Here is a 14,403-nt window from a genome sequence, read left to right as displayed (position 1 = left end):
TTATCTTTATTCTGGACTCGCTCTAGGAAAGAGAAGATACCGCCATCCCGGATCGACTTCCACATCACCATTCACAAACCCAATCCACTTTCGACCAGAGGCAGCATGAGCAACGATAACTCCTCCGCAAACAATGCACAGAACCCGGCAGCCAAGCTGTGGGGCGGCCGCTTCAGTGAAGCCACCGATGCGTTCGTGGAGCGCTTTACCGCCTCGGTGATGTTCGACCAGCGTATGGCGCTGGAAGATATTCAGGGCTCTCTGGCCCACGCGCAGATGCTTTCGGAAGTGGGCGTGTTGACCGAGGACGAGTTCAAGCAGATCGAGGGCGGCCTCAAGGACATCAGTGATGAGATCAAGGCGGGCGAATTCCCCTGGTCCGTGGCACTGGAAGACGTGCACATGAACATCGAGGCGCGCCTGACCGATCGCATCGGCGCCACCGGCAAGAAGCTGCACACCGGACGCTCCCGCAATGACCAGGTGGCCACCGATATCCGCCTGTGGCTGCGGGGCCGCATCGACCAGATAGCCTCTGAGCTGACCCGCCTGCAGACCGGCCTGGTGAACCTGGCCGAGCAGCAAGCGGACACCATCATGCCCGGCTTCACCCACCTGCAATCCGCGCAGCCGGTCACCTTTGGCCATCACCTACTGGCCTGGAACGAGATGCTGACCCGGGATTACGAGCGCCTGATGGACTGCCGCAAGCGCGTTAACCGCTCGCCGCTGGGCGCGGCCGCGCTGGCCGGCACCAGCTACCCGATCAACCGCGCGCGCACCGCCGAGCTGCTGGGCTTTGACGCCCCCACCGAGAACTCCCTGGACTCCGTCAGCGACCGCGACTTCGCCATCGAATTCTGCGCCTTCAGCGCCCTGCTGCTGACGCACCTCTCCCGCGCCAGTGAAGAACTGGTGTTGTGGACCTCCAGCCAGTTCGACTTTATCGACCTGCCGGACCGCTTCTGCACCGGCTCCTCCATCATGCCGCAGAAGAAGAACCCGGACGTACCGGAGCTGGTACGCGGCAAGACCGGCCGCGTGAACGGCCACCTGATCGCCCTGCTGACTCTGATGAAGAGCCAGCCGCTGGCCTACAACAAGGACAACCAGGAAGACAAAGAGCCGCTGTTCGACGCCGCCGATACCGCACTGGACTGCCTGCGCGCCTTCGCGGATATGGCGCCGGCGCTGAAGCCGAAGAAAGAAAACATGCTCGCCGCCGCCGGCAAGGGCTTCTCCACCGCCACCGACCTGGCCGATTACCTGGTGCGCAAGGGCGTGGCCTTCCGCGATGCCCACGAGATCGTCGGCCAGTCTGTGGCCTTCGCCATCGAAAAGGACTGCGATCTGGCGGATCTGAGCCTCGCGGAACTGCAGAAGTTTTCCGATGTGATCGGGGAGGATGTATTCGACGTGCTGACCCTGGAAGGCTCCGTGGCCGCCCGGGATCATATTGGCGGCACCGCGCCCAATCAGGTCCGTGCCGCCTGTGAGCGTGCGCGCAAGTTGATTGCCTCGCGCTAAGTTTGCGTGGTTTAGGTTTCGCGGTTTAGGCCGGGCAACGCCCGGCTGCGTGGCGAAAGCCACGCGCTGGATCCCGGATCAAGTCCGGGATGACGGGGGCATTGAAACTCGTCATGCCGCACTCGATCCGGCATCCAGCACCAACCTGCAAACTGCTCCGCCTGCCACAATTCGCCATAATTCATCCCCCGACCGCCACTTTCTCCTTTCCGTGACCCGCTAGACTCCCTCCAAGCAAAAATAACCATCACAGGGAAAGTCCAGCCATGCGCAAATATCTGCTGCTCGGCGTCACCGCATTCGTCATCGCCCTCTACCTCACCAACGCCTCCTGGCTGGCGGAACAGCGCCCGGGTAAACCGACGCTGATTGCCCATCGCGGCGTCTACCAGACCTACAACCGCGAAAACCTCGGCCGCGACGACTGCACCGCGATCCGCGTGTTCGAGCCCGAACATGAATACCTGGAAAACACCATCGCCTCCATGCAGGCCGCCTTCGATGCCGGGGCGGATATCGTCGAGATCGATGTGCATCCCACCACCGACGGCGAGTTCGCGGTGTTCCACGACTGGACCATCGACTGCCGCACCGAGGGCCAGGGCACCACCCGCGACCACCCGATGAGTTACCTGAAGACCCTGGATATCGGCTACGGCTATACGCCGGACGGCGGTGAGACATTTCCGTTTCGCGGCAAGGGCGTGGGTCTGATCCCCACGCTGGAGGAGGTTTACCGGACATTCCCGGATAAAAAATTCCTGGTGAACATCAAAAGCAATCGCCCCAAGGAAGCCATAAAACTCCACAAATACCTGCGCGAACGCCAGCTGCCTCCACAGGGAAACCTGCTGGTTTATGGCGGCGAGAAAGTAATGGTGAAAATGCGCGAACTGCGCCCGGAATCCTGGAACTTCAGCCGCGACAGCGTCAAGCAGTGCACCTATCGCTACCTGATCCTCGGCTGGTCGGGGTATGTGCCCGAGGCCTGTCGCAATGGCGCCGTGGTCGCGCCGAATACATGGCACTGGGCACTGTGGGGCTGGCCAAATCGTTTTATTCAGCGCATGGAAGACGCGAACAGTCTGGTGATGGTGTTGGACTTCAAACACCGCAGTCCGGGTGGAGTGCACGGCATCTACAAAGCCGAGCAGATCGATTTTCTACCGGCGGATTATCGCGGCGCGCTGTGGGTGGAAAAAATTGAAGTGATCGGGCCCTATGCGAAGCAGAAATTCACGGGCCAGAAATAATCGCGAATAGTCGTCATGCCGGACTTGATCCGGCATCCAGGTAGCAGCGGAGTCCGCAACCTGGATCCCGTACCGGATCAAGTCCGGCATGACGGGGCCAGGATGACGAGGAAGACTTAGAGACCCAGAGAAACTGCCTCTCCCTGCTGCTCACTCAGCACCCGATCCAACAGCGTCGGCAGATCTTCACCGGTAGTGGAGCAAAGCCACCCTGGGTTCTGGAAGCTCAAGTGGAAACCGCCCGAACGCGCCGCCACCCACAACTCCTGTACCGCACTCTGGCGCGACAGAATCACCTGGGTGCCGTTGTCCTCCAGGGTGATGGTCAACACCGAATCCGCGCGTTCGTAATCCATGTCCACATCGCACTCATCGAGGGCGTCCTCGACGGCAATCAGGGTTTCTTCGATAGCGGCGTTGTAGGCCGCGTTGGAGGCCGGCTGAGTCATAATCTCGTTACTACTGTTACGGTGTTGTTGGGAAGCTGGGGTCGCTATACTAGCAGGCTTTTCCGGTCTTCTCGTCTCGCTTGAATGCGGCACTAAAACCCGAGCACCCTAGGTAGATTCCGATGCGCACGCCCCTGATTTCACTGGTTACTCTCTCGGCCGTCACCCTGGCGTTGAGTGCCTGCGGCCAGAAGGGCCCGCTCTATCTGCCCCAGGATCCAGCCGCACCCGGTGCAGCAGCCACCAGCGGCGGCCACCGTCACGGCCAAGCGGGCGGTGTCGCAGGTGGAAAAACGGCCGAGACCGAAGCACTATCCAAACAACAACCCGAACAACCAGCCGAGCAACACACGGAAGCAGAAGCAGTCACCAAATGAGCGAATTTTCCTACCAGCAGGGAAGCCTGTGGGCCGAGGGCGTAAGCCTGGAACAGATTGCCGAGCAGTTCGGCACCCCCACTTACGTCTACAGCCGCGCCCACTACGAGCGCCAGTATCAGGCCTATGCCGACGCCCTGGGCGATCACCCGGGCCTGATCTGCTACGCCATCAAGGCCAACAGCAACCTCGGTATTTTGTCCGTGCTGGCACAGCTGGGTGCAGGCTTCGATATCGTTTCCGCCGGTGAGCTGGAGCGGGTACTGATGGCCGGTGGTGACCCCGCCAAGGTGGTATTTTCCGGAGTGGGTAAGACCGCCGATGAAATGCGCCGCGCGCTGTCCGTCGGCGTGCACTGTTTCAACGTGGAATCCGAAGGCGAGCTGGACCGGCTGGAAGCCGTCGCCGCCGGGATGGGCACGCGCGCGCAGGTATCCCTGCGGGTGAATCCGGATGTGGACGCCAAGACCCACCCGTATATTTCCACCGGCCTGAAGGAAAACAAATTCGGCATCGCCATCGAGCGCGCCCGCGCGGTGTACGCGCGCATTGCCGATTCCGAGAGCCTCGACGCGGTGGGCGTGGACTGCCATATCGGCTCCCAGCTCACCGAGATTTCCCCTTTCCTCGACGCTCTCGACCGCCTGCTGGCGCTGATTGACGAGCTGGCCGAGGACGGCACCAAACTCAAGCACCTGGATCTGGGCGGCGGTTTGGGTGTGCGCTACCGCGGTGAAGAACCGCCGGAAGTGAGCGACTACCTCGGTGCGGTGAAAGAAAAACTTGCCGGCCGCGATCTGGCCCTGGTGCTGGAACCCGGCCGCTCCATCGCTGCCAACGGCGGCGCCCTGCTGACCCGGGTGGAATACCTGAAGCGCACCGACGAGCACAACTTTGCCATCGTCGACGCCGCCATGAACGACAACCTGCGCCCGGCGCTGTACCAGGCGTGGCAGGATATCGTTGCGGTTACCCCGTCCAATGGCGACACTGAGAGCTGGGATATTGTCGGCCCGGTGTGCGAGACCGGCGATTTCCTCGGCAAACACCGCCCGCTGGCACTGGAACAGGGCCAGCTGCTGGCCATGCTGTCCGCCGGCGCCTATGGCTTTACCATGAGCTCCAACTACAACTCCCGCACCCGCGCCGCGGAAGTGCTGGTGGATGGGGACAAAACCTACCTGGTGCGCGCGCGGGAAACCCTCGCGGACCTGGTGCGCGGCGAGACTACGGTACCCGCGAAGGATTAATCACTATTCGTGGGACTGTCACAGGCACCACTATGTAGCACTGGATTCCGGCCCGCGCCGGATTGACAATTCACTACGTCATCCCGGCGGCGTCATGCCGGACTTGATCCGGTACGGGATCCAGGCATGGAAGAGAAACAGAATGCGGCTTAAATTCACCAAAATGCACGGCCTCGGCAACGATTTTGTCATGGTCGACGGGATCACCCAGCGGGTGAAGCTGTCACCGGAGAAAGTCCGCCAGATCGCCGACCGCCACACCGGCATCGGTTGCGATCAGCTGTTGCTGGTGGAGGCCCCGCGCAACCCGGACGTCGACTTTCGCTACCGCATCTACAACGCGGACGGCAGCGAAGTGGAGAACTGCGGCAACGGCGCGCGCTGTTTCGCGCGCTTTGTGCGCGACCGCCGCCTGACCAGCAAGGAACAGATCCTGGTAGAGACTGCTGCCGGCATCCTCGAGCTGAAGGTACAGGAGAAAGACCAGGTCAGCGTGGATATGGGCGAGCCGATTCTGGAACCCTCCAAAGTACCGTTTCAGGCGGACATTCAGGCCGAGAGCTACCCGTTGGAAGTCGACGGCGAGATGTATAACGTCGGCGCAGTGTCCATGGGCAACCCCCACGCGGTACTGCTGGTGGAAGATGTCACCAAGGCGCCGGTAGAAACCCTCGGCGCCGTCATCGAGTGCCATCCGCGCTTCCCCGCCAAGGTCAATGTGGGCTTCCTGCAAATCGAAGATCGCGGCAAGGCACGCCTGCGGGTATTCGAACGGGGTGTGGGCGAGACCCGCGCCTGCGGCACCGGCGCCTGCGCCGCCATGGTGTCCGCGCGCCTGCGCGGTCTGGTGGACGAGGAGCTGCAGATCACCCTCCCCGGTGGCACCCTGACGATCCACTGGCCCGGACCCGGCGAGCCGGTTACCATGACCGGGCCCACCGCGGCGGTATATCACGGACAGATAATGCTCTGAGGCTCTGCTTTGCAACGACCTACCGAGCGCACCCAGATAAATCCAGATAACGACCCGGACCATGACCGATCACAGCGATGCCCCCCTGCTCGATAGCGAAGTCGAGGCCAACCTGGACCGCCAGGAAGCCGCCGACAGCGAAAACCAGCGCAACAAGAAGCTGCTTTCGCGGCAGGTGGCCCGCTACCTGATCCAGAACCCCAACTTTTTTGCCGAGAACATGGAGCTGCTGGATACCATTCAGCTGCCCAGGGAGTCTGGCAAAACCGTGTCGCTGATGACACATCAGACCAACCTGCTGCGCGAGCGCAATATCGAGATGCGCCAGCGCCTCGACCAGCTGCTGCAGGCCGCACGGGAAAACGATCAGCTGTTTACCCACAGCCGCCAGCTGGTACTGGCACTGCTGGAAGCCCGCACCGTGGCGGAAGCCGGCGATGCCTTACTGAAAAGCTTCAAAGAAGACTTCAAGGTGGAGTCCACGGCGCTGACCCTGTTCGGTCCCCTGCCCGGCTCCGGCAGCAAACTGGGCCGGGTACGCAGCAGCTCCCGCGCCAGCGCGGAAAACGCCATCGGCTCCATTCTGCGCAACGGCCGCACCGTGTGCGGCACCCTGCGCCCCACGGAAACTGCTTACCTGTTCGGCGACGGGGCGGACAAGGTGGCCTCCGCTGCGGTTGTACCGCTGGCGGGCCAGCTGGGTATCCTGGCGGTCGGCTCCAGCGATCCCAATCACTACCGATCCAGCCTCGGCACCATGTTCCTGTCGTATATCGGTGAAGTGCTGGAACGACTGCTGCCGGACCTGTTGGCACGCAGCTGATCCCGTTCGGTCTTTGTCGTCAGGCTTGAGAGTACACCCTGGAATCGGGTCTGGAGAGAAGAACTGGACCCCGGCATTCGCCGGGGTGACGGATTCCATCTGTTGGTGGCGCTCCTGACGGAGCACCGCCCTCGATTTCTTCGCCCTGCCGGCGGTGCCGGCACCCAGTGTTTTCCTTCGTTCAGCGCGCCTAGTTGTTCAAACTAGATGGGCCGGCTGCCGTACTTCGGCTGCGGCTTGCGCGGTGGGTCTGCAGTTACATCCGGCGCCACTTCGGCGATGGCACCACCTTGGGCGAGGAAAGCCTCGACTTCGGCACTCAGTTGACTGCGGGCCCGCTGGCGGGAGGAAAGCGTGCGCTCTTCTGCGAAATCCTCGGTGTCTTTCGCTCGAGCACTGGATTGGTCGTCTTTCATGTCATTTACCCTGTAACTTGATACCCCTTGTTACAGAGGGAATACCCCTGCTGCCGCAGTAACCGTCTGGCGAACATCCTGTTCCACCGGCGGCCCATTCACCATTCACGCTCACTGACACATCAGCCACTGCGAGAACGGCAAATAAAATCCGCCGGGCAGAAGATTTCCTGCGGCGAAATATTTATAGGCACTGTCCAACCAGCCTGCCAGAAAAGGTTCCCATTTCCGGTAGAGTTTTTTTGTGCGATTTTCACCCGATTTATTGCTGTTGGTTATGCTTTTTTGGGCGCCACACTTTTGGCGCCACACCCGGGACAGAGGGGGTTTTTGCGCCTTACAACCTGAGTCCACCGAGCGATTTATTCCGGGCACAAAAAAGCCCCGCAGAGCGGGGCTTAGAAAACACTGTGTCCGATTCTTTGATCAGACCGCTTCGCTGCCGGTTTCCCCGGTACGAATACGGATAACTTCTTCGAGCGCAGTGATAAAGATTTTGCCGTCACCGATTTTGCCGGTCTGAGCCGCCTTGGTGATGGCCTCAACGGCGCTGTCGACCATGCTGTCGTCCACCGCCAGTTCCAGTTTTACCTTGGGCAGAAAATCCACCACGTATTCGGCGCCACGGTACAGTTCGGTGTGACCCTTCTGACGGCCAAAGCCCTTCACCTCGGTCACGGTCATGCCCTGCACGCCGACTTCGGACAGCGCGGTGCGCACATCGTCCAGTTTGAATGGCTTAACCACAGCCGTAATCAATTTCATTCGCTTATCCCCTGATTATGGTTCTTGCGGGTACCGGCCCGAAAACCGGTACCGGAAGATTATTTTGCCGCCAGCGGGGAGTGGTCCCGACACTGGCGGCTACCTATGAGCGCTTATTTGCTCATAAATTCCGGATAAGCTTCCATTCCGCACTCGGCCAAGTCAACACCTTGCTGCTCTTCTTCCTCGGTAACACGGATACCGGTGATGAGCTTCAGGGCATACCAGACCGCGAAGGAGGCGGCGAATACCCATACGAAGATGGTGGCTGCACCGATCAGCTGGCCGCTGAAGGAGGAACCGTCGTTGGTAACCGGTACCAGCAGCAGACCCAGCAGACCAACCACACCGTGCACGGAGATGGCGCCAACAGGATCGTCGATCTTCAGCTTGTCCAGAGTCAGGATGGAGAATACCACCAGGATGCCGCCCAGGGCGCCGAACAGGGTTGCCTGCAGGGCAGTCGGGGTAGAAGGCTCAGCGGTGATCGCTACCAGGCCAGCCAGTGCGCCGTTCAGCAGCATGGTCAGGTCGGCTTTGCCGAACAGGATACGGCCGGTGATCAGAGCGGCAACAGCACCGCCCGCGGCAGCGGCGTTGGTGTTCAGGAATACCATGGCCACGGAGTGCGCGTTGGCAGCGTCGCCCAGTTTCAGCACAGAACCGCCGTTGAAACCGAACCAGCCCATCCACAGGATAAAGGTACCCAGGGTCGCCAGCGGCAGGTTGGCACCGGGGATGGCGTAGATTTCGCCGTTCGGGCCGTACTTGCCTTTACGTGCGCCCAGCAGCAGTACGCCAGCCAGGGCAGCGGCAGCACCCGCCATGTGCACAATGCCGGAACCGGCGAAGTCGGAGAAGCCCAGGTCGCCCAGGTTGTACAGGCCGAATACTTCCGCACCGCCCCAGGTCCAGGATCCTTCCATCGGATAGATGAAGCCAGTCATCACAACCGCAAACACCAGGAAGCTCCACAGGCGCATACGCTCGGCAACCGCACCGGAAACGATGGACATCGCGGTAGCGACGAACACAACCTGGAAGAAGAAGTCGGAAGCACCGGAGTAAACGGAGTCACCTTCGAAACCGTTTTCTGCAGATGCCGTGAGAACACCCTCGAGATCGAAGGCTTCGATGCCATTCAGCAACCAGCCGCCGTCGTACATGATCGCGTAGCCGCTTACCAGATACATGGTGCACGCGATCGCAAACAGCGCTACGTTTTTGGTAAGAATTTCTGTGGTGTTTTTAGAGCGCACCAGGCCAGCTTCCAGCATGGCAAAGCCCGCTGCCATCCACATAACCAGTGCACCACACACGAGGAAATAAAATGTATCAATTGCGTACTGCAATTGAAAAATTTGATTTTCCATTTTTCGCTCCGTTTAACCCAAACTATCCCGAGTCGCCCCGGTAGTTATTGTCTATTGATCAAAGAATCGTTCTGGCAATCTGTTCTATTAATTAGATCGCTTCCGCGCCGGTCTCACCGGTGCGAATGCGGATTGCCTGCTCAAGGTTTGCAACAAAAATCTTGCCGTCGCCGATCTTGCCGCTTTGCGCCGCAGTGCCGATAGCTTCCAGCACGGCATCGACCTGGCTGTCTTCAACGGCGATCTGCAACATGGTTTTGGGCAGAAAATCCACCACATACTCCGCTCCGCGATAGAGCTCGGTATGCCCTTTCTGCCGCCCAAAACCTTTGACTTCGCTCACGGTAATACCGCTGACGCCGGCTTCTGCCAGCGCATCGCGCACTGCGTCGAGCTTGAATGGTTTAATGACTGCGGTTACCAGTTTCATGGTCTCCCCCCTAAAATGAGAGCCCACGCAAAGGTGGGCTCAATGCGTTTTGCTGTTACCAGCTGTAAGAAGCACCAGCCAGTACGGTTGGCTCACACCAGTCGGTGTAGAAACACTCCTTGTCGCTTACGTCAGTTCCCACCAGAGAAGCACTCAGCGCGAGGCCACCGAACTCCTTGCCGACAGACACGGAGTAGTCGATGTAGGAATCAGAACCGTCCAGGAAAATTTCTTCGTCAAACAGATTGAGACCGGCGCTCAGGTCCAGGGAGATGTCGTTGGCCAGTCCGAAGGAGTAGCCAGCACTCAGGTAATAGAAAGCGCCGCTTTGCAGCCAGTAGTCGTCGGAGTAGGCAAAGCCTACGGAGGCATCGCCGAAGCTCAGGCTGCCGTAAACTTCCTGGTAGTCTTCGTCCCAGTCGCTGCCGTGGTACGCATAGAAAATGTAGCCAACGTCGTAGCCAACGCCACCGGCAGTTTCACCGGCGTAACCGCCGTAGAAATCCTGCTCGAATTTGGTTTCATCCGCGCCGTAGGCGAAATCAACCTGGGAAGCCCAGGTACCCAGATACACACCGTTGCCCAGGTCGAGGTCCACACCGCCCTGAATGGCCGGACCGGTGTCGGTTTGGGAAATACCGCGGAAGCGATAGTCACTTACCACGCCAACGTTTGCACTGAAACTGGGGCCGGTATCTTCCGCAGTAGCCGCACTGGAAATGGCCATCGCCAGAACGCTTCCGGATACGATCGCTGCAACTTTTTTATTGAAATTAAAATCCACTTTTTGGTTCTCCTAGATCTCTGTGTGAAGTACTCGTCTTTTTTTTATTTATCGCGGCTTCGACTTCGCCGGGGATACGGCACTCGCCGCACTCGCCCAGGCACTTCACTGAAGACCTATCCCCTGCCTGCATTGCCAGGGCGATTTGCACAGGGGTACTTGCAGAGATGGTGCCAACTTTGAAAAGGCGCTGAGAATTCAACGGTTTAGGTGGGATTTACAGGACAGAGCCCAGGCATTTCAGCGAGACCACTTCGGTCACTGCCCGATTACGGTGCGCACCAATTTGGAACCTGCACCGATAGCGGGCACAGGCATGGTGAACACCCCACGGACGCGAACCATTTCAGCGCACAGTGTTCACGCCTTGGTGGTCAAACCCGGCTGCGGTACTATTTACCGCTATTGAAATGGGTTTTCGTAGTGGAGAATTGCGCTTGGCAGCGGAAAAATTGCAACAGTTACTCGATGAACTGCAACAACAAGGGGCAGTTATCACCAGTGACCTGCGGGACGCATTGGAAGTGGCCCTGGGGAAATTGCCTCTGGTAAGCCAGCGGGAATTTGATGTCCAGGCCGCCAAGCTCGCCCGTGCGGAAGAAAAACTCGCACAGATGGAAACCCAGGTGCGCGAGCTGGAAAACAAGCTCGGCAACTGAATACCAGCGGGTCCACCGCAGGACCCAGAAAAGATCACGGAAGACGATTTTCAGGGAAGAAAATGAGCCTATCCATAACCTATGCCCGCGCCCAACTGGGAGTGCAGGCGCCACTCGTGACCGTTGAGACCCATCTGGCCAACGGATTACCCGCCTTCAATATTGTTGGCCTGCCGGAAGCCGCGGTACGTGAAAGCCGCGACCGGGTGCGCAGCGCCATCGTCAACAGCCACTTCGAATTCCCCCAGCGACGAATCACCGTCAATCTGGCCCCCGCAGACCTGCCCAAGGCCGGCGGTCGCTACGATCTCGCCATCGCCCTCGGCGTACTCGCCGCTTCCGGCCAGATTCCCGGGGAAACCCTCGAACAGTTTGAATTTATCGGCGAGCTGGCCCTGTCCGGCAGCTTGCGCCCCATCCCCGGCGCCCTGCCCGCAGCCATCGCCTGCAGTGACAGCGGCCGTACCCTGGTGATCGCCTCCGAGTCCTCTGCCGAGGCTGCACTGATCAAGGCGCCGGTGAAGTCTGCTTCCAGCCTGCTTCAGGTCTGCGCCCAGCTGCACGGGCGCGAGCCGCTGCCCGACGCGTTGATCGATGACTCTCAGGAAGAAGTTCTGTGTGCGGATCTGGCAGATGTGCGCGGCCAGCTAAAAGCCAGACGGGCGCTGGAGGTCGCCGCGGCGGGCTCGCACAATCTACTTTTTTATGGTCCACCCGGCACAGGAAAGACCATGCTCGCCAGCCGCCTGCCAGGCATACTGCCGCCACTGACCGAGCGCGAACTACTTGAAGTGGCAGCACTCTATTCCAGCGCCGGGCTCAGTCGCATTCGCCAGCGCCCATTTCGTGCACCGCACCACTCGGCATCTCCTACCGCACTGGTCGGTGGCGGCAGCAACCCGCGCCCGGGAGAGATCAGCCTCGCCCACCGCGGAGTGCTGTTTCTCGATGAGATGCCGGAGTTTCCCCGCTCCGCACTGGAGATACTGCGGGAACCGCTAGAGAACGGCGAGGTACGAATATCCCGCGCGCGCGCTCAGGTGACATTCCCCGCGAACCTTCAGTTAGTGGCGGCGATGAACCCATGCCCATGTGGCTATATGGGTGAACCCCGCTGCCGATGCACCCCGGATCAGATCGACCGCTATCGCAACAAGCTCTCCGGCCCGCTGCTGGACCGTATTGATATGCAGGTGGAAGTAGCGAGTATGAGCGCGGCGCAGTTGCAGGAATCACCGGCCGGAGAGAAATCAGACGTGGTGCGCGAACGGGTGCACAGCGCGCGGCAAATACAGCTGCAGCGGCAGGGTAAAATCAACGGCGAACTGCAGGGTAGTGAGCTGGATGAGCACTGCCAGTTGGGAAAATCCGAAAGTGCACTGCTGCGCGCATCTGTGGAAAAACTCGGCCTTTCTGCGCGTAGCTACCATCGCGTATTGAAAGTCGCGCGCACTCTTGCAGATCTGAATGAGCAGAAAGAAATTGGTACCGGCCAGATTGCCGAAGCGCTGGCTTATCGCAATCTGGACCGGAAAACTACTATGCCTGCCTAGCAACCCGGTAGTCTTGGGCACTTAACCGATACAGCACATGCTCCTGCATCGGGTGCCTCTGCGGCAGTCCGGGATGTAGAAAATTGTCGCTCTGAACCATCCCGAGCTTTTCCATTACCGCGCGCGAACGGAAATTATCGGGCACGGTAAAGGAAACTATTTCGTCCAACCCCAATTGCTCAAATCCCACCTGCAGACTCGCCTTGGCCGCCTCGCTGGCATAGCCTTTTCCCCAAGCAGAGCGAGCCAATCGCCAACCGATTTCTACCGCTGGAGCAAACGGCATATCGTCGGTGACATGTTTGATTCCAATAAAGCCGATAAACTGATTATCGGCAAGCCTCTCAACCGCCCAGAACCCCCAGCCATTTTGTTGAAAATGTACCAATTGCCGATCGATTCCCGCATCACTTTCTTCGCGGCTCAACAATGCCGGAAAAAATTCCATCACTGCAGAATCGGCATTCATTGCGGCAAAAAGCTCGCGGTCGTCATCGCACCATTGACGTAACTGCAGGCGTGCAGTTCTTGGTTCAATCACCTTGACCATTCACACCTCCTAAGCGTTCATATCTTCATTCTGGTGCACAGGGGCCACCATGTAATGGCAGATTTCCAGACTCGGCTCAGGTTCCGGGTATTCACAGGTGCGAAAACCTAGGCTTTGATACAGCTCTTGAGCCCCAGCGTTAGATTTGAGTACAAACAATGACGCACGGGTGAGCCCCAGCCGGCGAGAGCCCTCAGCAACCAATTTTACGACCAATTGCGCACCCAGCCCTTGTCGACGGTTCCTCGGAGACACGATCAGGCGCGCCAGGTGGCAACAATCCAGACGCTTGTAGTACTGCCCAAACGCTAGCATCAGCCCGTCATCGTCTCGTAGTACATAAGTCGGCATATCCTGCCACCGGCAATCACGAGAGAACGTCTGTTGATCAAATGGGTATTGAAACCAGCTTCCAGCCCAGACTCGGCAGGCCTGTTCGCTATCGATCCACGCCATCAGCTCCGGCATATCGCTTCGCTGGAAAGGGCTCAATGTGGTTTTCATCGGCTCACCAAATCACACTATCTATTGTTTACCCGCACCAACCACCGATCCAGCTGATCCGCAAACGCCTTGCGCTCCTGCTGCCCGAGCGGCGGTGGCCCGCCGGTGTGCACACCACTGGAGCGCAGGGTCTCCATAAAGTCGCGCATATTCAGGCGCGCGCGAATATTGGCTTTGGAGTACTTTTCACCGCGGGGGTTGAGCGCGGTGGCGCCCTTGTCGATCACCTCTGACGCGAGGGGAATATCCGCGGTGATGATCAGATCCCCTTCGCTGCAGCGCTGAACGATCTCGTTGTCGGCAACGTCGAAGCCGGAGGAGACCTGTAGGGCGCGAATAAACTTCGATGGGGGTACCCGCACAGGCTGGTTGGCAACGAGGGTCAATTCGGTTTCGGTGCGCTCGGCGGCGCGGAACAGGATTTCTTTGATGACGGTGGGGCAGGCATCGGCATCCACCCAGATTTTTGGCATTACTCGGGTTCTCTTGATAGTGAGGGTGGCTGGAGGTCGGCGGGCGCGCCCTGGTCACACTTTTTGCATTCGAGCTCGAAACCCAGCATTTCCCGGCGCCCCTCCACCGTGGTCACCCAGGGGCGGTTTTGCCAGGGTGGATCGTGGCGCACGTGCTGGTTGTGACCGCAGGCCAGCTGCGCCACCCAGTGGTGTTCTTCATCCCGATGATAACCGGTAATGGCCTGCCGCATGAGGTAAAGCC

18 protein-coding genes are annotated in these 14,403 nt (G+C 59.5%); 8 read left to right on the top strand and 10 right to left on the bottom strand.

The annotated features are described in order from the left end of the window. Positions 1 to 105 precede the first annotated feature (105 nt). Together argH and ACXAG1_RS09345 are read left to right on the top strand one after the other, a co-directional pair. On the top strand, positions 106 to 1,527 hold the full coding sequence (gene argH / locus ACXAG1_RS09350; RefSeq protein WP_475119558.1) for an argininosuccinate lyase: 1,422 nt from the start codon (positions 106 to 108) through the stop codon (positions 1,525 to 1,527). Between the two features lie 266 nt (positions 1,528 to 1,793). After that, a complete protein-coding gene (locus tag ACXAG1_RS09345) occupies positions 1,794 to 2,780 on the top strand; it encodes a glycerophosphodiester phosphodiesterase family protein (RefSeq protein ID WP_475119557.1) in 987 nt (328 codons plus the stop codon). A gap of 116 nt (positions 2,781 to 2,896) precedes the next feature. On the opposite strand, the gene cyaY is transcribed toward ACXAG1_RS09345, so the two are convergent. Beyond that, on the bottom strand, positions 2,897 to 3,229 hold the full coding sequence (cyaY, locus tag ACXAG1_RS09340; protein ID WP_475091422.1) for an iron donor protein CyaY: 333 nt from the start codon (positions 3,227 to 3,229) through the stop codon (positions 2,897 to 2,899). A gap of 122 nt (positions 3,230 to 3,351) precedes the next feature. Here cyaY and lptM point away from each other — a divergent pair, with 122 nt between their 5' ends. The 4 genes from lptM to ACXAG1_RS09320 all read left to right on the top strand — a co-directional run bounded on the left by lptM (position 3,352) and on the right by ACXAG1_RS09320 (position 6,652). Continuing rightward, on the top strand, positions 3,352 to 3,606 hold the full coding sequence (gene lptM / locus ACXAG1_RS09335; protein ID WP_475091421.1) for an LPS translocon maturation chaperone LptM: 255 nt from the start codon (positions 3,352 to 3,354) through the stop codon (positions 3,604 to 3,606). Next, the gene (lysA, locus tag ACXAG1_RS09330; RefSeq protein WP_475091420.1) at positions 3,603 to 4,856 is read left to right on the top strand and encodes a diaminopimelate decarboxylase; all 1,254 of its coding nucleotides are present in this window, start codon (positions 3,603 to 3,605) and stop codon (positions 4,854 to 4,856) included. The genes lptM and lysA overlap by 4 nt, the downstream gene beginning before the upstream one ends. Before the next feature lie 142 nt (positions 4,857 to 4,998). After that, positions 4,999 to 5,829 (top strand): diaminopimelate epimerase, encoded by an 831-nt coding sequence (dapF, locus tag ACXAG1_RS09325; RefSeq protein WP_475091419.1) that lies wholly within the window; start codon positions 4,999 to 5,001, stop codon positions 5,827 to 5,829. A gap of 61 nt (positions 5,830 to 5,890) precedes the next feature. Beyond that, positions 5,891 to 6,652, top strand: a complete 762-nt coding sequence (locus ACXAG1_RS09320; RefSeq protein WP_475091418.1) for a DUF484 family protein — start codon at positions 5,891 to 5,893, stop codon at positions 6,650 to 6,652. 203 nt (positions 6,653 to 6,855) lie between these two features. On the opposite strand, the gene ACXAG1_RS09315 is transcribed toward ACXAG1_RS09320, so the two are convergent. From ACXAG1_RS09315 to ACXAG1_RS09295, 5 genes are all read right to left on the bottom strand, one after another. Then, positions 6,856 to 7,068: a hypothetical protein gene (locus ACXAG1_RS09315; RefSeq protein ID WP_475091417.1), complete on the bottom strand. Its 213-nt coding sequence runs from the start codon at positions 7,066 to 7,068 to the stop codon at positions 6,856 to 6,858. A 426-nt stretch (positions 7,069 to 7,494) separates the two neighbouring features. Further along, positions 7,495 to 7,833, bottom strand: coding sequence for a P-II family nitrogen regulator (locus tag ACXAG1_RS09310; protein ID WP_043319767.1), 339 nt, complete (start codon positions 7,831 to 7,833; stop codon positions 7,495 to 7,497). A gap of 113 nt (positions 7,834 to 7,946) precedes the next feature. Continuing rightward, positions 7,947 to 9,206 carry an ammonium transporter gene (locus ACXAG1_RS09305; RefSeq protein WP_475091416.1) on the bottom strand — a complete coding sequence of 420 codons (1,260 nt, stop codon included), beginning with the start codon at positions 9,204 to 9,206 and terminating at the stop codon, positions 7,947 to 7,949. Positions 9,207 to 9,297: 91 nt separating this feature from the next. Then, positions 9,298 to 9,636, bottom strand: coding sequence for a P-II family nitrogen regulator (locus ACXAG1_RS09300; RefSeq protein WP_043319769.1), 339 nt, complete (start codon positions 9,634 to 9,636; stop codon positions 9,298 to 9,300). Positions 9,637 to 9,691: 55 nt separating this feature from the next. Continuing rightward, positions 9,692 to 10,420: a TorF family putative porin gene (locus ACXAG1_RS09295; RefSeq protein WP_475091415.1), complete on the bottom strand. Its 729-nt coding sequence runs from the start codon at positions 10,418 to 10,420 to the stop codon at positions 9,692 to 9,694. Between the two features lie 437 nt (positions 10,421 to 10,857). On the opposite strand from ACXAG1_RS09295, the gene ACXAG1_RS09290 reads away from it, so the two are divergent. Continuing rightward, complete coding sequence (locus ACXAG1_RS09290) at positions 10,858 to 11,079, top strand: accessory factor UbiK family protein (RefSeq protein ID WP_475119556.1); 222 nt, start codon at positions 10,858 to 10,860, stop codon at positions 11,077 to 11,079. A 62-nt stretch (positions 11,080 to 11,141) separates the two neighbouring features. Next, entirely contained in the window at positions 11,142 to 12,632 is a 1,491-nt protein-coding gene (locus ACXAG1_RS09285; protein WP_475119555.1) for a YifB family Mg chelatase-like AAA ATPase, read from the top strand. On the opposite strand, the gene ACXAG1_RS09280 is transcribed toward ACXAG1_RS09285, so the two are convergent. From ACXAG1_RS09280 to ACXAG1_RS09265, 4 genes are read right to left on the bottom strand one after another with little or no spacing between them, the layout of a single operon-like run. Continuing rightward, the gene (locus ACXAG1_RS09280) at positions 12,619 to 13,182 is read right to left on the bottom strand and encodes a GNAT family N-acetyltransferase (RefSeq protein ID WP_475091412.1); all 564 of its coding nucleotides are present in this window, start codon (positions 13,180 to 13,182) and stop codon (positions 12,619 to 12,621) included. The genes ACXAG1_RS09285 and ACXAG1_RS09280 overlap by 14 nt on opposite strands. Before the next feature lie 9 nt (positions 13,183 to 13,191). After that, positions 13,192 to 13,686, bottom strand: coding sequence for a GNAT family N-acetyltransferase (locus ACXAG1_RS09275; RefSeq protein WP_475091411.1), 495 nt, complete (start codon positions 13,684 to 13,686; stop codon positions 13,192 to 13,194). 17 nt (positions 13,687 to 13,703) lie between these two features. Next, on the bottom strand, positions 13,704 to 14,159 hold the full coding sequence (locus ACXAG1_RS09270; protein ID WP_231758836.1) for a YaiI/YqxD family protein: 456 nt from the start codon (positions 14,157 to 14,159) through the stop codon (positions 13,704 to 13,706). Beyond that, entirely contained in the window at positions 14,159 to 14,392 is a 234-nt protein-coding gene (locus tag ACXAG1_RS09265; RefSeq protein ID WP_475119554.1) for a DUF3565 domain-containing protein, read from the bottom strand. The genes ACXAG1_RS09270 and ACXAG1_RS09265 overlap by 1 nt, the downstream gene beginning before the upstream one ends. Positions 14,393 to 14,403: the final 11 nt, after the last annotated feature.

This window comes from Microbulbifer sp. ABE4_465 (assembly GCF_056160765.1).
This window is presented reverse-complemented; position numbering and strand designations above follow the sequence as displayed.

Excerpts from the sequence above, each read along its gene's own strand:
- ACXAG1_RS09300 (WP_043319769.1), bottom strand. The coding sequence starts at position 9,636 with ATGAAACTGGTAACCGCAGTCATTAAACCATTCAAGCTCGACGCAGTG.
- ACXAG1_RS09285 (WP_475119555.1), top strand. The coding sequence starts at position 11,142 with ATGAGCCTATCCATAACCTATGCCCGCGCCCAACTGGGAGTGCAGGCG.
- ACXAG1_RS09280 (WP_475091412.1), bottom strand. The coding sequence starts at position 13,182 with ATGGTCAAGGTGATTGAACCAAGAACTGCACGCCTGCAGTTACGTCAA.
- ACXAG1_RS09305 (WP_475091416.1), bottom strand. The coding sequence starts at position 9,206 with ATGGAAAATCAAATTTTTCAATTGCAGTACGCAATTGATACATTTTAT.
- ACXAG1_RS09275 (WP_475091411.1), bottom strand. The coding sequence starts at position 13,686 with ATGAAAACCACATTGAGCCCTTTCCAGCGAAGCGATATGCCGGAGCTG.
- ACXAG1_RS09310 (WP_043319767.1), bottom strand. The coding sequence starts at position 7,833 with ATGAAATTGATTACGGCTGTGGTTAAGCCATTCAAACTGGACGATGTG.
- ACXAG1_RS09320 (WP_475091418.1), top strand. The coding sequence starts at position 5,891 with ATGACCGATCACAGCGATGCCCCCCTGCTCGATAGCGAAGTCGAGGCC.
- ACXAG1_RS09265 (WP_475119554.1), bottom strand. The coding sequence starts at position 14,392 with ATGCGGCAGGCCATTACCGGTTATCATCGGGATGAAGAACACCACTGG.
- cyaY (WP_475091422.1), bottom strand. The coding sequence starts at position 3,229 with ATGACTCAGCCGGCCTCCAACGCGGCCTACAACGCCGCTATCGAAGAA.
- ACXAG1_RS09315 (WP_475091417.1), bottom strand. The coding sequence starts at position 7,068 with ATGAAAGACGACCAATCCAGTGCTCGAGCGAAAGACACCGAGGATTTC.
- lysA (WP_475091420.1), top strand. The coding sequence starts at position 3,603 with ATGAGCGAATTTTCCTACCAGCAGGGAAGCCTGTGGGCCGAGGGCGTA.
- ACXAG1_RS09270 (WP_231758836.1), bottom strand. The coding sequence starts at position 14,159 with ATGCCAAAAATCTGGGTGGATGCCGATGCCTGCCCCACCGTCATCAAA.
- dapF (WP_475091419.1), top strand. The coding sequence starts at position 4,999 with ATGCGGCTTAAATTCACCAAAATGCACGGCCTCGGCAACGATTTTGTC.
- argH (WP_475119558.1), top strand. The coding sequence starts at position 106 with ATGAGCAACGATAACTCCTCCGCAAACAATGCACAGAACCCGGCAGCC.
- lptM (WP_475091421.1), top strand. The coding sequence starts at position 3,352 with ATGCGCACGCCCCTGATTTCACTGGTTACTCTCTCGGCCGTCACCCTG.
- ACXAG1_RS09345 (WP_475119557.1), top strand. The coding sequence starts at position 1,794 with ATGCGCAAATATCTGCTGCTCGGCGTCACCGCATTCGTCATCGCCCTC.